This window comes from Bradyrhizobium sp. USDA 4510, assembly GCF_054059095.1.
In genome coordinates, this window is record NZ_JBSSBT010000001.1 from 8,696,066 (window position 1) to 8,711,437 (window position 15,372).

Here is a 15,372-nt window from a genome sequence, read left to right on the forward strand (position 1 = left end):
CATGCATGCACCGCGCCCGCTGGAGGCCGATACGGGCTGAGGCGCCTCTCCTGTCGACACGCCTGCTGTCAGCTTGTCTGCTGGCGGCAAGCCTGCTCGCCGCACCGGCGTCCGCACAGCCGGCGGTCGAGGGGCTCAGCCCCACGCTCGCCAACATCAAGGCCACGCACACGGTGCGGATCGGCTATCGCGAAAGCTCGCCGCCGTTCTCGTTCCTCGATCACTCCAACCGGCCGATCGGCTACAGCCTCGAGCTGTGCGATGCGATCGTCGAGGAGATCGGGACCGAGGTCGACGACGCCAATCTCAAGGTCGACTACGTCAAGGTCACCTCCGACGACCGCATTCCGGCGGTCGTCGACAAGAAGATCGACCTTGAATGCGGATCGACCACGGCGAATGCCGAGCGCGGCAAGCAGGTCGCATTCTCGCCGCTGATGTTCGTGGCCGGCACCAAGCTGATGGTGCCGAAGGCCTCCGGCGTCACCCAGGTCGCCGACCTGAAGGGCAAGACGGTGGTGGTGACCAAGGGCACCACCAACGAGCAGGCGATGCACAATGTCGACGCCAAGCAAAAGCTCGGCCTCAACATCGTCACCGCCCCCGACCACGAGCAGTCCTACCAGATGCTGGTGGACGGCAAGGCGGATGCGTTCGCGACCGACGACATCCTGCTCCACGGCCTGATCGCGCGGCACAAGTCGCAGGACAAATTCCGCGTCACCGGCGACTACCTGTCCTACGATCCCTACGGCATCATGTACCGCAAGGGCGAGCCGCAGATGAAGGACGTGGTCGAGCGCGCGTTCCGCAGGCTGGCCTCGAACCGCGACATCGTCCCGCTCTACAACAAATGGTTCGTCGCCCGGCTGCCGACCGGCGAGAAGCTGAACGTCGCGCTGTCACCGCAGCTCGAAGAGGCCTTCAAGGCGCTCGACGATTCGCCGGGCGGGTCGAACTAGCCGCGAATTTAGGCCTCTCCCCTTGCGGGAGAGGTCGGAAAGCCCGGTGCGCGCCGTTCACCGCCAATAACGCCGCGACAAATCCAGGCACTGCCGGACCCAGTATCCGTTCACATGGATCAACTGGCATGTGCTCGGAGGCGGCTCCTTGATGATCGGGTAGCCGTGGATGTCGATATTCGTCGGCGCCGTGACGCCGCGCCAAAACACCGCGTTGGCGGCCGGAGGATTGAAGGCGGCGGCGAACGCCGCGAGTGCGACGAAGCTCAAAAGAAGTTTGCGCATAATCTGTTTCCGGATCAATCAATGCACGGAAGCGTACTCCCTTGCGCAGGATGAGCAAGGCGCTGAATCGATCAAAATGACGGTCAGAACTTCGGTGCCGGCTGTACCGCCGCCCCCGCGTCAGCCGCCGCGAACCGCCATGCATGCGAGGGCAACGATGCCGACCGCCGCCAGAACAACCATGACCTGGAAAACCGCGCGCCCAAGAATCGCTCCCATCAAAGCTCCGTCGATCCGGCGGGATCTTCCTTCGAGTGTCCACGCGCCGCGATCTCTGGAGCATCATCGGCAGGCAAGATTCGGCTGTTGCGGTCTGCGAACTCGTCGCTTCACCGGCTAATGTCGTTCGGCGACGATTCGATCGACCTGTTGCTTCAGCTCTGCTTCCATTTCGGAAATGACGTCGTGCGGCAGGCGAGCGCGGAGCGGATCGGTCGTCTCGTGCTGCATCCTGGGCCGCTTGGCGAGCGCGGGTCGTTTAAGCGCCTGATCCTCGATCAATCGTCGAGAGGACGCATAGCCTGTCGCGCCGGCCGTCACGTTAGTCCCGTGGGATTCGCAAGGATCCTGATCCGACTGCACAACGTTCTTCATGAGCTCTGCCTCCTGGCACTATCTCGCAAGAATTCCCTTGCTCAGGCCCGAACCATTCGGCTCGTCCGGCTTGTCGCCCATCGATGACGCTGAAACCTGCAAAGTTGTTCCGCACGGAACCTGCAAGGTCTGCCGGAACAGTCCCTCATGAAGCGGGAACCAGAACCATCAGCGTCCTCGATCATTAACTCTGGTTGATCGTTCGGAGGTCGCCATGGCTTACGCGAGACCAATTCGTCAAATAGCAATTGTGGTCGAAGACGACACGATCCAGCGCGACATGATTGCGCTGTTGTTGGAAGAAGGCCATTTCGACGTCATCCAGTGCGAAGACGCCGAGACGGCAGCGCTGGCCATCAAGATGCGTCATCCGTCGCTGGTGGTTACCGATATCAAGCTCATGGGCAAAATGGATGGCGTCGAGCTTGCACGCTTGGCCGTCGATTGCGACCCGGGCGTGCGCGTTATGGTCATCTCGGGCCGGCCCCCGGACAGCGCGCTGCCTGAGGGCGTCAAGTTTTTCGAGAAGCCGGTTTATCCACCCATGCTGCTGCGAGAGCTGGCGTCGTAGATCTCGCCGACGGGTGGCCCATGCAAGACGATCCCGAAATCGATTGGCACCGGGAGCAGATTGCGAAGAACCGGGAACTGATCGCGGAATTGCAATCCGGAAATACGGCGGGGGCTGACGTGTTTCCAGAGACGCAAGCCGAGATCGATCGTCTCACGGCACAGATCGAGCAATCGGAATTGATCGTCGCCGCCTATGAAAAGGAGCACCCGCAAGACTGATCGGGCGCACACAGTGCAGGATCGCGCCGGCGAGCCCGCGTCGTCGGGCAGGGAAATGCTACGCGAACACTTCGTCCAGCGCCGCCGAATACGCCGCCTCGACCAACGCCGGATGCCGGCGCCCCAGCGCTTCCATCTTCACCCCGGTGTTCACCTCGAGGATTTTCCACGCGCCGTCCGTGCGCACGACGTCGATCGAGGCGAAGCGGATGCCGACGGCTTGCGCGGCCTTGACCGCGAGCGCGACGCAGGCCTCGCGCATTGCGTCATCGGCGAGCAGCACGGGCTCCGCGCCGGCATCGAGGTTGTGCCGCCAGTTCAGCAGAAGCCGTTCGCCGGCGGGCGGAACGGCGTCGAGCGCGGCGGCATCGAAATCCTCGGTGATGGTCTTGAGTTGCTCGGCCGTCGCGCTCGCCTGCGCCAGCGCGCGCAGCGACTGGATGCCGTCGCCAGTCACCGACGGGCGCGCCTTACCGTAGACGGTCAGCGCGCGCGCATCGAGCAGCACGACGCGCACCTCGTCCACGATCTCGACATAGGGCGAGATGGCGAGACTTGGATGTGCGGCAAGGACGCGCGCGACCGCGGTCTCCAATTGCGCCCGCGTCGTCACGCGGAACACGAGCTCGCCGGAGGTCCCCTCATTGGGTTTGATGACGAGCCCCTGCGGATGCTGCTCGAGCAGACGCTGCATCGCGTCCAGCGAGTCCGATCCCGGGATGTGCTTGCTGAGCTTCGCGCCCAAAAACAGCGTATGCGGAATGACGGGGACGCCGGCCGATGCCAGCACGTCCGCGCAGGCCGATTTGTCGTTGGCGACCTGATGCGCGACCGCGCTGTTCAGCCCGACGTCGTAGCCGATCGCGAGCCGCCGCGCGTTGCCCTTGGTCATGGTGACCAGCCAGCCGCCGGACCGCACCTCGACGGCAATCGCGTGCGCCAAACAATATTTTTTGATGGTTTCCAGGAAGATTCGCTGGCTGATCAGGACCACGAGATCATTTTCCCTTCACCGCGGTTTTTGTAGCAATTAATTGCCAGATCGATGCCGATCTCAGCAAGTAAATTACGTACAGCGCCACGTGTTAACGATGACTTCGTTGAACCTCTGCGCGAAATCGAACGACTGCCATTCTGAGATCGCAATTGCACGCCAGTTGATCTTGACTATCTCCTGCATTGGCGCAATGGACACGCGAGATCTTCAGTGATTTCGGCCACTTCCGCGCCGTCGCGAGCCGTCTAGAAATCAAACCATTCTAATTCTGGTCAGTCGAGAAAACGAAAACCCATGAGCGCGTTCTATCGAGAGAAAGTTCTTTCCGTTCAGCACTGGACCGATACGCTTTTCAGCTTCCGGGCGACCCGCGATTCCGGTTTCCGCTTCCAGAACGGGCAGTTTGCCATGATCGGCCTTGAGGTCGACGGCAGGCCGCTGCTGCGCGCCTATTCGATGGCGAGCGCCAATCACGAGGAAGAGCTCGAGTTCTTCTCGATCAAGGTGCAGGACGGCCCGCTCACCTCCAAGCTGCAGAAGATCCGCGAGGGCGACACCATTCTGGTCGGCCGCAAGGCGACCGGCACGCTGATCACCGACAACCTGATTCCCGGCAAGCGGCTGATGCTGCTGTCGACCGGCACCGGCCTCGCCCCGTTCGCCAGCCTGATCAAGGACCCCGAGGTCTATGATCGCTACGATCAGATCCTGCTGGTGCATGGCTGCCGTCAGGTCTCGGAGCTCGCCTATGGCGAGGAGCTGGTCGCCAAGCTGCGCGACGACGAGCTGTTCGGGCCGCTGCTGTCCGAGAAGCTCTCGTACTACCCGACCGTGACGCGCGAGCCGTTCCGCAACCGCGGCCGCATCACTGATCTGATCACCTCCAACCAGCTGTTCAGTGACCTGCATCAGGGCCCGCTCGACATCGAGACCGATCGCATCATGATGTGCGGCAGCCCGGCGATGCTGGAAGAGCTGAAGCAGCTGTTCGAGACGCGCGGCTTCAAGGAAGGCAGCGGCAACACTCCCGGTCACTTCGTGATCGAGAAGGCGTTCGTCGAGCGCTAACCGGTGTCGTCCCGGGCAAGCGAAGCGCGACCCGGGACCCATAACCACCGTTGCTGATTGGACGAAGGCTGAGGCCCCACCGGGCTTCAGCCTTTTGCATTTGTGGTTATGGGCCCCGGCCCCGTGCGCAATTGCTCACTAGACTAGGCCAGGACGACGATGGTGTTTGTAGTGCGCACCATTGCCACGCTGCTATAACGCCCCCAACGCCGCGCGGCCTTTGCGCGAACGCGGCGATTTGGGAGCAGAACCTTGTCCATCACCGATCCGGATGCACCGAAAACCGCCTTTGTGTTTGCCGGCGGCGGCAGCTTTGGCGCGATCCAGGTCGGTATGCTGCAGGCGCTGGCCGCGCATGGCGTGGTTGCCGACATGGTGGTCGGCTCCAGCGTCGGCGCACTGAACGGCGCGTTCTACGCCGGCGACCCGACGGTCTCGGGCGTCGCGCGGTTGGCCGAGATCTGGCGCGGCCTCAGCCGTCAGGACGTGTTTCCGGTGACCTGGCGGACGCTGGTGAGCTTCCTGTGGCGGCGTGACTTCCTGATCCCGCATGACGGCGTCCGCAAGCTGATCGACGATAACATCCCGTTCCGCAATCTCGAGGACGCGCGGATCCCGATCCACATCGTCACCACAGACATCATCAGCGGCGACAGCGTGGTGCTGTCGGAAGGTTCGACAGCGGAGGCGATCGTCGCGTCGACCGCGATCCCGGGCGCGTTCACGCCGGTGCACTACCGCGATCGTTTCCTGGCCGATGGCGCGATCTCCAGCAACACGCCGGTCCGCGTTGCGGTCAGGCACGGTGCCAAACGCCTGATCGTGCTGCCGACCGGGCATGCCTGCGCCAACCAGGCGCCGCCGGTCGGCGCGCTCGCCAATGCCCTGCACGCGCTGACGCTCCTGATCGCGCGGCAGCTCGTCAACGAGCTTGAGAACATCGGGCCCGATGTCGAGTACTTCGTGGTGCCGCCGCTCTGCCCGCTGGTCGGCTCGCCCTACGATTTCTCCCGGACCTCGGATCATATCACGCGGGCGCTCGACACCACCAACGCCTGGCTCGACGGCGACGGTCTGAAGCCGGGCCACATCCCGCACGAATTGCAGCCGCACGAGCATTAGGCGAACGGTGCTCTCTCCTCATCTCCTCTGCGAGCGCACTCACATGCGCGGGTGATGACACCGCGTGGTGCGACGCCTCGAATCGAGAACCATCCCCATCGTCGTCCCTGCGAAAGTGTTTGGTCCCGTATGATTGGCGAGGGCCCGCATTGGGGCCTGGTAGCGGAGGCATTTGAGCCTGGTTCGATTATAGTCGTGGACGAATTTGGCGATGAAGGTGTCTCGATCGGCGTGATCGATGAAGGTCCGCCGCGGCGTATGGGTCCCTGCTCCCGTGCGCAATTGCGCACCAGGCAGGGATGACGGGTTGGAGGAGCCCGCAGATTCACATCACGATTTCGGGATAATAGAATAATGCCGCTGATTTGCCCGACGTGTCAAGGTGCCTGGTCGAGCGCAGGCGTCGCCGGCTCCTTTGCATGGGGTTGTTTTCGATATTTTGGCAGCGCGCCCTGCGACGGCAGGTTATCGCATGCGCTCCCCTTCGTTGCAGTGCAAAAGTCGATTTCGTTTTAGTTTGACCGGTATCCGCACCCGCCCATTCGGGCGGTTGTCACATCTGTGACTGCTCGGCCGTATAACCGTAGTGCACTTGTTCCGCGAGTTGGATTAGGCTCGCGGCCGACAGGTCATTTGGGCAGACCGGAGGAATTTCATGGATACAGTGCTGCTTCCGTTCTCGCCGCGCTTCATCGTGCTGACCATCTGCGCCGTCGTCACCGCGCTCCTGCTGCTGGTTGGAATTTTCGATCACAAGGTCTTCAGGATCGTCCTGATCCCGCTGGTCATCTTCGGCGCGCTGACATTGCTCGGCATTCGCGACCTCACCCAGAAGAACCACGCGGTGCTGCGCAACTACCCGATCTCGGCGCATGTCCGCTTCCTGCTCGAGGAAATCCGCCCGGAGATGCGGCAATATTTCTTCGAGAGCGAGAAGGACGGCATGCCGTTCTCCCGCGACACCCGCGCGGTGGTTTACCAGCGCGCCAAGATGGTGCTCGACAAGCGGCCGTTCGGCACCCAGGAGGACGTCTATCGCGAGGGCTATGAGTGGATGCACCACTCGGTGGCGCCGAAGCCGAGGGCCGACCAGAAATTCCGCATCACCATCGGCGGCCCCGACTGCACCAAGCCGTATTCGGCCTCGGTCTTCAATATCTCGGCGATGAGCTTTGGCGCGCTCAGCCCGAACGCGGTGCGGGCGCTCAATGCCGGCGCCAAGAAGGGCGGCTTCGCCCACGACACCGGTGAGGGCGGCGTCAGCCCCTATCACCGCGAGATGGGCGGCGACATCATCTGGGAGATCGGCTCCGGCTATTTCGGCTGCCGCAACCGCGACGGCACCTTCAATCCGGATCTCTTCGCAAGCGTCGCGGGTGACGACCAGATCAAGATGGTCGAGCTCAAGATCAGCCAGGGTGCCAAGCCCGGCCATGGCGGCGTGCTGCCGGCGGCGAAGGTTTCCGAGGAGATTTCCAAGATCCGGGGCGTACCGATGGGCGAGGACTGCATCTCGCCGGCCTATCATAAGGCGTTCTCGACGCCGCTGCAGATGATGGAATTCGTCGCCCGGATGCGCCAGCTGTCCGGCGGCAAGCCGGCCGGCTTCAAGATGTGCATCGGCCATCCCTGGGAATTCCTGGCGATCTGCAAGGCGATGCACGAGAGCGGGCTCTATCCCGACTTCATCGTGGTCGACGGCAATGAAGGCGGCACCGGCGCCGCGCCGCTCGAGTTCATGGACCATCTCGGCATGCCGATGCGCGAGGGCGTCAATTTCGTCCACAACGCGCTGGTCGGCATCGGCGCGCGCGATCGCATCAAGATCGGTGCCTCCGGCAAGATCGCGACCGCCTTCGACATGGCGCGCGCGATGGCGATCGGGGCCGACTGGTGCAATTCGGCGCGCGGCTTCATGTTCGCGCTCGGCTGCATCCAGTCCCTGAGCTGCCACACCGATCGCTGCCCGACCGGCGTCACCTCGCAGGACCCGATCCGCAACCGCGCGCTCTATGTGCCCGACAAGATCGACCGCGTGTACAACTACCACCACTCGACCCTGCACGCGCTGACCGAGCTGCTCGCCGCCGCCGGCCTCGAGCACACCAAGGAGCTGCGCCCGATCCACTTCTCGCAGCGGAGTTCGACCACCGAGGTCTCTTCCTTCGCCGAGCTCTATCCGACGCTGCGCCCCGGCGAGCTGCTCGAAGGCACCCAGGACCGCCGCTTCCGCGACGCCTGGGCGATGGCGCGCGCGGATTCGTTCCAGCCGGCGGGGTAGGGGGCGGCAAATCCGTAGCCCGGATGAAGCGCAGCGCAATCCGGGACCACTCTCTGTGCGGATCGACCGATCCCGGATTACGCTGCGCTCCATCCGGGCTACGCTCATTACGTACCAGCGGACGCGCCGAACCATTTGGTCAGCGCCTCGGTTAGGCCGGCCTGCGTTCGCTCGCCAACCCACGCCACGTAGCCATCGGGCCGCACCAGCACCGCGATCGGGGCCGAAACCCTGCCGTGCGCGGGAAGCTCCCATGCGCCGCGATACTCGGCATCGACCAGCTGAACCCGGTCGGTCCATCCCGCGATGGCGATGCCGCCGGGCTCGCCGAAATTCAGCAGAACCGGCCGCGCCCGGTGCAGCAGCGCGAAGACCTGCATCGGGCCGTCGGCCGTGACCAGATCGAGATCGGGCATGCGGCGTCCAAGCAGCGGATGGCCGTCGCCAAGATCGTAGTGAAGATCGAGGCCGGACATCATCGCGGCAAAGCATTTGCGCGGCACGTCCATGCGCAGAAGGTCGGAGACGATCTCGTTCAACGCCTTGGTGCGCGGATCGGTGCGGTTGAGCGCGACATGCGCCATGGTGTTGCGCAGCACGCGGGCCGCCACCGGATGCCGTTCGGCTTCGTAGGTGTCGAGCAGGCTGTCCGACGCGATCTGCTTGACCACCTGGGCCAGCTTCCAGCCCAGGTTCACCGCGTCCTGCACGCCGATATTGAGGCCCTGGCCGCCCATCGGTGGATGCACATGGGCGGCATCGCCGGCCAGCAGCACGCGCTGTTTGCGGTAGGTCACGGCCTGCCGGGTCATGTCTGTGAAGCGCGAGATCCAGCCCGGACTGTGGATGCCGAAATCGGTGCCGTACGCGGCGACCAGCGCCTCGCTGACGTCGCGCAGGGTCGGCTCCCGGTCGGTGCCGAGTTGCCGCTCGGCCAGCACCAGCCGCACCCGCCCGCCAGCGTCCGCCTTGCCGATCGCCGAGGTGCCGGTGTCGTGCTGGCGAAAGCCCCATTCCGGCTCGCCCGCCATCTCGGCCTCGGCAATCAGCCAGCTTGTGGTCGGATCCCACCCGGCGAATTCGATGCCGGCCGCTTTGCGGACGAGGCTCCGGCCGCCGTCGCAGCCGACGAGATACTGTGCCCGGAGCAATTGGCCATCCGACAGTTCGACGTCGACGCCGGCGTCGTCCTGCGTGAAGCCGGTCACGTCGCGCGCGCGGATAATCGGCACCGCCAGTTCGCCGACCCATTCGCCGAGCAGGCGCTCGATATGGTTCTGCCGGAGCCCCAGCGTGAAATTGCGCCGGGTCGGAAAGTCGGTGATCTCAAGCGGAACCAGGTGCGAATGGAACAGCACCGCCGGATGGCGCGTTCCCAGCGCGACGAAGCGGTCGCCGATGCCGCGCTGATCGAGCACCTCGATGGTGCGCGCGTGCAGGCCGCCGGCCCGAGCGCCGATCAGGTCCTCCCCCGCACGCCGCTCGACAATCGCAACATCTATTCCCGCCAGCGTCAACTCGCCCGCCAGCATCAGCCCGGTCGGACCTCCGCCGGCAATCACGACAGCATGTTCCCGCATCCCGCACTCCCTCCGTTCGATTGGGCGCGCGTTCTACGGGATGACCCCGGGCTTGCGGCAAGCCCGGGGGGTCTACATATATCTGAGTGGGGAGAGGGCGTTTGCCCTATCGAACCAATTCCGAGACATCATTGACAAGAACGGCGCGGCAAATTTGCTGTCGTCCCGGCGCAGGCTGGGACCCAGAGATGGCGCGTTCAGAACTCGCCGTGGATGCGGCCGGAGAAGATGTGCACCGGGCCGCGGTCGGCGTTGTAGGCGGGGTTGGTGATGAACTGATAGTCCGCGGTCAGCGTCAGGTTCTTGTTCACCTGATAGGCGTAGTAGGTCTCGAAGATCCGCTCCGGGCTGTAGTTCAGCGCGCCGTCGCCGATCAGCAGGCCGAGGCCGCCGGCGGCAAGGTAGTCGCGATGCGCTGATGACAGCCCGTTGATCGCGCCGCCGATGCCGATCGTGTCGTTCGCCCGTCCCCACCTGCTGCCCTTGATCGACAGGCCGCCCGACACGCTGCGATCGACATCGGTGAACGACAGGATCTCGGTCCGGCCGTCGTTCCAGCTGAGGCGGCCGAACAGGCCGACATCCTTTGCGATCTGCTGCTCGCCGTTCAGATAGAAGCCGTATTTCAGATTGTCCTTGCGGATGCCGGCCATCACGTCGTTGATGTCGAGCCCCGGATTGGCGTCCTCGATCGCGAGCGCCCGGGCGTAGTTGCCGGTGTTGCCGCGGTTGCCGAACACGCCGACGCGCAGCTTGCCGGGCTGGTCGAAGATCGAATAGCGGCCCTCGAATTCCACCACGGCGCCGCCGGTGTTGAACACCAGAACGTCGCTGTTCGGTGCGTTCGGCACCTGGAACACGCCGGCGCGCACCGCCCAATCCTTGCGGTTGAGCTCGACCACGGCGCCGCGGGTGTAGCCGGGCAAGTCGGCCGGGAAGTCGTAGGCGGCGGACGCCCACATCGCCCAGTTCATGAAATCGGCGCGCGGGTCCTTGGCGTAGGAATTGCCGTCAAAGAAATCGCCGACCGCAAAGCGCCCGACCACGAGCGTGAGTCGATCGATGTCACGCTTACCGGCGATCTGGTTCGGGCCGTCGGCGACGTCTTCCTGCTCGCCGCCGAAGCCGAAGGTCTGCTTGAAGTAGTAGCGCTGCGGCCGGATTTTCGGGAACGGCGCGCCGGCCTTCTGGGCTTCGCCGTTCGAGAAGCCGGCAAGGCCGAGCGTGCCGTTGAGGCCAAAGCCCTGCGCGGTTTCCGGGTTGAAGTAGAACTCGCCGCCTTCCCAGAGCCGCACGCCGAGAAACGCCGTCGTGGTCCAGGTCTGCTGCAACTGCCCCGCGCCGGGAAGGCTGTTGGTGCCGGCATAGGGCGAGCGGAAGGACGGATAGGTCTGCGGCAGCAGCGTCGTCTGGCCGTGCACGCTCCAGTCGCTCGATTCGGGCAGCGCGGTGCGCGTCGGCGTTGCCGACCACGGCGAATCGCCAAGCTGATAGTTGAGGCCGAATTTCAGCAAATGGATGCGCGGGTCGATGCTGACGCCGGGCAGGCCGAAATCATTGAGGCCGAGCGTGCGGCGCGACAGGTCGACATAGTCGTATTCGACCTTGGCGGTCCAATTGCCGCTCACCGCGAATTCGGCGCCGGCGCCGACGGTCCAGCCGGTCTGGTACTGCCCGGGCTCCGAGATCACCTCGCCCGCGGCATCGTTGACCCGAACCTGGCTGTGGCCCCAGGCGAAACCGCCGGTCACGTAAGGCATCCAGGTGCCGAAGGAGTAGCCGGCGCGGCCGCGCAGCGTGCCGACATAGTCGATCGACGAATTGAAGGGGCCGAGCACCCGCCGCGGCAGGTCGGTCGGGCCGGTGAAGGTCGCATCCGCCTCGATGCCGAGCACGAAGCGGTTGGCGAACTCCCTGTTGTATCCGACCTGGAAGCCGCCGATCCCGCCGGTGATGGTGGGCGGAAAGAACACGCCCTGTTCCAGGATCGGATTGGTGCCGGGGCCCAGCGTGCCGTCGCCATAGCCGACATGGGCGCCGACATAGAATCCGGTCCAGCTGTAGACCGCCCTGGCGGCGGGGGATTTGAGGGCCAGATCGGCCGCGGTCGCCGGCGCGCCGAAGGTTGCCGCACCGAGCGCTGCGCCGGCGGCGATCTGGACCCGGAAGAGGCGGACGCAGGTCATGACGCGGCTTTCCGCGAACGAGTGGCGGTTTCGCCCGGCATCACTGCAGATTTGGTGGCCGCTTGCCACCCGAGATTTGAAATCATCGCCCGCCGTCCCCGGTCCGATCTGTGTCGTCCCATCCAAAGCCAGATCAGCACCTAGCATCCCCTGTTACTTATTGCAAATAATTCGCAATAGCAACTGAGGCGCACCCAATACCGTTCCGATTTGCACGCCACCGTGACAGTCACGTAACAGCGCGAGGCGGCAGGGCCACATCGGCGGCGATCAGCCGCGTGTCGGTGGCAAACCGGTCGCGACCCGACCGTTCAATCGATGCCGCCATTGTCCTCGTCCTATGTGTTGATGAGTGCCGGCTGCGATGCCCTGCCGAGCACGACCCGCGCGCCGGCCCGTTCGATACATCGCGCCAGCGACAGCGCCGTCCGCAGCCCGGCGTTTGAGATTGTGCGTTTCCGGTGGAGCGCGGCCGCGCCGCGCAGGATGGCGCTCGCCAGCCTGAGCAGCACGATCGCGCCCCATCGCCGGCCGCGACTGAGCGCGGTCACGCTCCCACCGTGGCGAGCTGGACGATCCGCAGCAGCACGAGGCCGGCGGCGACGACGAGATAGCCGCGCAGCACGATCATCCAGATCCGGCTCAGCGGGCTGAGCCGCGCCGGCGGCAGCCGGTCGAGCGGCGGCATCCGCCAGCTGTCGCGGTCGACCAGCGAGGGCTTGCGCTTGAAGCGGAAGGACGCGTTGCGGCGCGACGACGTCCCGTAGAACTTGACGGCTGCCGTGATCGCGAGCGCAAGCACGCTGCCGCCGACGAGGATGCCGATGATCCACGTCTCGCCGAGATGGGGGAACAGCACCGCGGCGGTCAGGATCACCGACAGCATCACCAGCCCCGCGACCACCGCGCCGGTGAACAGGTTGAGTTTGGTCGAATTGACCCAGGGCCCGAGGATGTGGCGATCGTTGCACAGCAGCAGCAGGAACACGGTCGCGCTCGGCAACAGCACGCCGGCCAGCGTCTGCACCGCGTTGGTCAATAGTCCGAGCGGCGTGCCCGGCGTCAGCACCAGCACCGCCGCGAGCACGATCAGGCCGCAATAGACGCTGTAGAAGCCCTTCGCGTCGCACGGCTTGCGGTGCAGCGAGTGCTTGACCGCGAACACGTCGCCGATCGCATAAGCGGTCGCGAGGGAGACTGCCGCAGCACCGATGATGCAGGCATCGAGCAGCGCAAGGGCGAACAGCACCGCCGGCAGCCGGCCGGCATATGTCTCGAGGCCGACCGCGGTCCCCAGCGCGTCCGTGTAATTGCCGAATTCGGGCTTTCCTGCGAACACTGCCGCGCAGAACGAGATCATCGCCACCGCGCCGACCACGACCAGCACGATGCCGATGCATAGATCCATCCGTTCATAGCGGATGAAACGCGGCGTGATCCGCTTGTCGATGATGTAGCTCTGCTGGAAGAACAATTGCCACGGCGCCACCGTGGTACCGACGATGGCGACGATCAGCAGCATCACCTCACTGAGCTTGGCGTCCTGCGGCATCTTCGGCACGAAGAAGTCGGAGGCGATCTGCCCGACCGGCGGATGCACCATCAGGATCACGGGTACCAGCAGCAGGCTGCCTGCGACCAGCGCGATGCCGAAGCGTTCGAAGCGGCGGAAGTCGCCAGTCGAGACCGCCAGCATCACGATAACAGCCGAGGCCAACACGCCCCAGAACTGCGAGACGCCGAGAAAATGAAGTGCAAACGTGATGCCGATGAACTCGGTGACAATGGTCAGCGCGTTCAATACCAGGAGGTCGATGACGCTGAAGGCACCCCAGAACTTGCCGAAGCGCTCGAAGATCAGCCGCGCATGGCCGACCCCGGTGACGGCGCCGAGCCGCACCACCATCTCCTGGTTGACGTAGAGCACCGGGATCAGCAGCAGAAGCGTCCACAGCAGCGTGGTGCCGTAATTCTGTCCGGCCTGGGTATAGGTGCCGAACGCGCCGGCGTCGTTGTCGCCGACCATCACGATCAGGCCGGGGCCGACGATCGCCAGCAATGTCTTCAGCCGGGCCAGCAAGGTCGCGCGCGGCGCGGTGTCGTCGCGAGCGATGCTGCCGAGCGCGCCGTGGATGTCGCCGGCATGCGCGCTGTCGAGAATGGCGGTTTGTGTGGTCTTGCTTTCGGTCATTTCGCGTCTCCTCGCCGCCTTTCGGCACGGCGGGAGGGACGCAGGCGTCGTCAGGCGCGCACGTCTCCGCTGCCGTGAGCAGCGGCATTTCCAGATGTGATGCAGATCGAGAATCCCGTTGCCGCGCCTGAATGCCGCGCAACGGGGCAACTAGGTCCTTCGTCCATGTCGGCCTCCTAAACCAAGACAACTACTTCCGACCGAGCAGCGGGCGCCGCTTCACCTCGCCCCGCGTGCGGGGAGAGGTCGGATCGCATCATCAGATGCGATCCGGGTGAGGGGAGTTTTCGCGAACTCAGCTATTACCGTGTGCGCGGAGGCGGCCCCTCACCCCAACCCTCTCCCCGCAAGAACGGGGAGAGGGAGCGGCCAGCACTGTCGTTATCAAGCCCGCCCTCACGGTCGGCTTAAGCGCACAGCCGTGGCTTCGCTGCGGCGCGTCGCTGCTGATCGAGATCACCGCCGCTGTCGTCGACGATCCAACGGCATTCCAGGCGGCCGTCGATCAGGACCCAATGACAGGCCGGGGTTGGACGCCGGTGGCGGCCCGCCAGGCGGCGAAAGCCCGGCAGGTTGTCATTGCAATGAATGGCGGCCGGCGGCGGCATGCGCCGCGGCTCGACAACGCGCCGCGGGCTTGCTTGCCGGAATTTTGCGAGCTTTTCGAACATCGCTCACCTCCACTTCCGCTGGTCGCGGCAGGCCGGTGAGGAGCAGTGGTCAGCTTGGGCGCGACCACCCGTCCACGCAGGCGAGATCTGCGCGATCAGTCTTGCCGTGTTGCGGCGTCACCAGTCCCGGCATCGCCGGACTACTGTCGCCTGAGTTGCTACTGCCCATGTGCCTTCTGTGCTGGCTCGTGGATCGACTTGTCTCCGGGGCCAGAACCCCGGGGCGGAACGAACGTTCCTGCCATCGGGCACTACGCCCGCGACAATGGCCTGTCAAGTCGATTCGGCTATCCTCCGGGGAGGATCATAGCTATCCTCCCCGGAGGATAGGAGAGCCAGATGTCCCACGACCATCCGCACGCGGCGATCGCCAGGCGCCTGAAGCGCGCCAACGGCCATCTCGACACCATCGTCGAGATGATCGAGCAGGGCCGGCCCTGTGCGCAGATCGCCCAGCAATTGCAGGCGGTGGAGAGCGCGATCGAGAGCGCCAAGAAGGCGCTGATCCACGATCACATCGGGCACAGCCTGGAGGAGACGCTGAAGGCATCAGGGCCGAAAGGGCGAGCCGTGCTGCGCGATTTCAGGCTGGTCGCGAAGTATCTGTGATCGCTGCGTTCAAGAATTGACCCGCCCGGGGGGA

The 15,372-nt window shown here is 64.7% G+C and carries 15 protein-coding genes; 7 read left to right on the forward strand and 8 right to left on the reverse strand.

The window, feature by feature from the left end; translation table 11 throughout:
• Nucleotides 1–5 precede the first annotated feature (5 nt).
• Nucleotides 6–962: an amino acid ABC transporter substrate-binding protein gene (locus ACVMDN_RS40305; RefSeq protein ID WP_076832732.1), complete on the forward strand. Its 957-nt coding sequence runs from the start codon at nucleotides 6–8 to the stop codon at nucleotides 960–962.
• Between the two features lie 57 nt (nucleotides 963–1,019).
• Here the strand turns inward: ACVMDN_RS40305 and ACVMDN_RS40310 are convergent, their stop codons facing one another.
• Together ACVMDN_RS40310 and ACVMDN_RS40315 are read right to left on the reverse strand one after the other, a co-directional pair.
• Nucleotides 1,020–1,247, reverse strand: a complete 228-nt coding sequence (locus tag ACVMDN_RS40310) for a hypothetical protein (protein ID WP_028337614.1) — start codon at nucleotides 1,245–1,247, stop codon at nucleotides 1,020–1,022.
• A gap of 336 nt (nucleotides 1,248–1,583) precedes the next feature.
• Complete coding sequence (locus ACVMDN_RS40315; protein ID WP_158074232.1) at nucleotides 1,584–1,841, reverse strand: hypothetical protein; 258 nt, start codon at nucleotides 1,839–1,841, stop codon at nucleotides 1,584–1,586.
• Nucleotides 1,842–2,055: 214 nt separating this feature from the next.
• Between ACVMDN_RS40315 and ACVMDN_RS40320 the strand changes: the two genes are divergently transcribed.
• Complete coding sequence (locus ACVMDN_RS40320) at nucleotides 2,056–2,412, forward strand: response regulator (protein ID WP_076832727.1); 357 nt, start codon at nucleotides 2,056–2,058, stop codon at nucleotides 2,410–2,412.
• A gap of 20 nt (nucleotides 2,413–2,432) precedes the next feature.
• Nucleotides 2,433–2,633 (forward strand): hypothetical protein, encoded by a 201-nt coding sequence (locus ACVMDN_RS40325; RefSeq protein WP_076832724.1) that lies wholly within the window; start codon nucleotides 2,433–2,435, stop codon nucleotides 2,631–2,633.
• Between the two features lie 58 nt (nucleotides 2,634–2,691).
• On the opposite strand, the gene ACVMDN_RS40330 is transcribed toward ACVMDN_RS40325, so the two are convergent.
• On the reverse strand, nucleotides 2,692–3,627 hold the full coding sequence (locus ACVMDN_RS40330; RefSeq protein ID WP_076832721.1) for an ATP-grasp domain-containing protein: 936 nt from the start codon (nucleotides 3,625–3,627) through the stop codon (nucleotides 2,692–2,694).
• Nucleotides 3,628–3,924: 297 nt separating this feature from the next.
• On the opposite strand from ACVMDN_RS40330, the gene ACVMDN_RS40335 reads away from it, so the two are divergent.
• The 3 genes from ACVMDN_RS40335 to ACVMDN_RS40345 all read left to right on the forward strand — a co-directional run bounded on the left by ACVMDN_RS40335 (nucleotide 3,925) and on the right by ACVMDN_RS40345 (nucleotide 8,101).
• Nucleotides 3,925–4,698 (forward strand): ferredoxin--NADP reductase, encoded by a 774-nt coding sequence (locus ACVMDN_RS40335; protein WP_076832718.1) that lies wholly within the window; start codon nucleotides 3,925–3,927, stop codon nucleotides 4,696–4,698.
• Between the two features lie 252 nt (nucleotides 4,699–4,950).
• Nucleotides 4,951–5,820: a patatin-like phospholipase family protein gene (locus ACVMDN_RS40340; RefSeq protein WP_083715165.1), complete on the forward strand. Its 870-nt coding sequence runs from the start codon at nucleotides 4,951–4,953 to the stop codon at nucleotides 5,818–5,820.
• Nucleotides 5,821–6,475: 655 nt separating this feature from the next.
• Complete coding sequence (locus ACVMDN_RS40345) at nucleotides 6,476–8,101, forward strand: FMN-binding glutamate synthase family protein (RefSeq protein ID WP_076832715.1); 1,626 nt, start codon at nucleotides 6,476–6,478, stop codon at nucleotides 8,099–8,101.
• Between the two features lie 107 nt (nucleotides 8,102–8,208).
• Here ACVMDN_RS40345 and ACVMDN_RS40350 read toward each other — a convergent pair whose 3' ends face one another.
• From ACVMDN_RS40350 to ACVMDN_RS40370, 5 genes are all read right to left on the reverse strand, one after another.
• On the reverse strand, nucleotides 8,209–9,681 hold the full coding sequence (locus ACVMDN_RS40350) for an FAD-dependent monooxygenase (protein WP_076832712.1): 1,473 nt from the start codon (nucleotides 9,679–9,681) through the stop codon (nucleotides 8,209–8,211).
• 197 nt (nucleotides 9,682–9,878) lie between these two features.
• Entirely contained in the window at nucleotides 9,879–11,867 is a 1,989-nt protein-coding gene (locus ACVMDN_RS40355; RefSeq protein WP_076832709.1) for a carbohydrate porin, read from the reverse strand.
• Nucleotides 11,868–12,205: 338 nt separating this feature from the next.
• Nucleotides 12,206–12,418 (reverse strand): hypothetical protein, encoded by a 213-nt coding sequence (locus ACVMDN_RS40360; protein ID WP_057020122.1) that lies wholly within the window; start codon nucleotides 12,416–12,418, stop codon nucleotides 12,206–12,208.
• Complete coding sequence (locus ACVMDN_RS40365) at nucleotides 12,415–14,058, reverse strand: NRAMP family divalent metal transporter (protein ID WP_076832708.1); 1,644 nt, start codon at nucleotides 14,056–14,058, stop codon at nucleotides 12,415–12,417. Before ACVMDN_RS40365 ends, ACVMDN_RS40360 begins: the two co-directional genes overlap by 4 nt.
• A gap of 407 nt (nucleotides 14,059–14,465) precedes the next feature.
• Complete coding sequence (locus ACVMDN_RS40370) at nucleotides 14,466–14,729, reverse strand: hypothetical protein (RefSeq protein WP_076832705.1); 264 nt, start codon at nucleotides 14,727–14,729, stop codon at nucleotides 14,466–14,468.
• A 339-nt stretch (nucleotides 14,730–15,068) separates the two neighbouring features.
• Here ACVMDN_RS40370 and ACVMDN_RS40375 point away from each other — a divergent pair, with 339 nt between their 5' ends.
• Complete coding sequence (locus tag ACVMDN_RS40375) at nucleotides 15,069–15,338, forward strand: metal-sensing transcriptional repressor (RefSeq protein ID WP_076832702.1); 270 nt, start codon at nucleotides 15,069–15,071, stop codon at nucleotides 15,336–15,338.
• The last annotated feature ends 34 nt before the right edge of the window (nucleotides 15,339–15,372 follow it).

What these genes read in the sequence shown, in the direction of transcription:
- ACVMDN_RS40370 (WP_076832705.1), bottom strand. Translation starts at nt 14,729, where the DNA reads ATGTTCGAAAAGCTCGCAAAATTCCGGCAAGCAAGCCCGCGGCGCGTT.
- ACVMDN_RS40365 (WP_076832708.1), bottom strand. Translation starts at nt 14,058, where the DNA reads ATGACCGAAAGCAAGACCACACAAACCGCCATTCTCGACAGCGCGCAT.
- ACVMDN_RS40320 (WP_076832727.1), top strand. Translation starts at nt 2,056, where the DNA reads ATGGCTTACGCGAGACCAATTCGTCAAATAGCAATTGTGGTCGAAGAC.
- ACVMDN_RS40375 (WP_076832702.1), top strand. Translation starts at nt 15,069, where the DNA reads ATGTCCCACGACCATCCGCACGCGGCGATCGCCAGGCGCCTGAAGCGC.
- ACVMDN_RS40305 (WP_076832732.1), top strand. Translation starts at nt 6, where the DNA reads ATGCACCGCGCCCGCTGGAGGCCGATACGGGCTGAGGCGCCTCTCCTG.
- ACVMDN_RS40345 (WP_076832715.1), top strand. Translation starts at nt 6,476, where the DNA reads ATGGATACAGTGCTGCTTCCGTTCTCGCCGCGCTTCATCGTGCTGACC.
- ACVMDN_RS40310 (WP_028337614.1), bottom strand. Translation starts at nt 1,247, where the DNA reads ATGCGCAAACTTCTTTTGAGCTTCGTCGCACTCGCGGCGTTCGCCGCC.
- ACVMDN_RS40350 (WP_076832712.1), bottom strand. Translation starts at nt 9,681, where the DNA reads ATGCGGGAACATGCTGTCGTGATTGCCGGCGGAGGTCCGACCGGGCTG.
- ACVMDN_RS40355 (WP_076832709.1), bottom strand. Translation starts at nt 11,867, where the DNA reads ATGACCTGCGTCCGCCTCTTCCGGGTCCAGATCGCCGCCGGCGCAGCG.
- ACVMDN_RS40325 (WP_076832724.1), top strand. Translation starts at nt 2,433, where the DNA reads ATGCAAGACGATCCCGAAATCGATTGGCACCGGGAGCAGATTGCGAAG.
- ACVMDN_RS40315 (WP_158074232.1), bottom strand. Translation starts at nt 1,841, where the DNA reads ATGAAGAACGTTGTGCAGTCGGATCAGGATCCTTGCGAATCCCACGGG.
- ACVMDN_RS40335 (WP_076832718.1), top strand. Translation starts at nt 3,925, where the DNA reads ATGAGCGCGTTCTATCGAGAGAAAGTTCTTTCCGTTCAGCACTGGACC.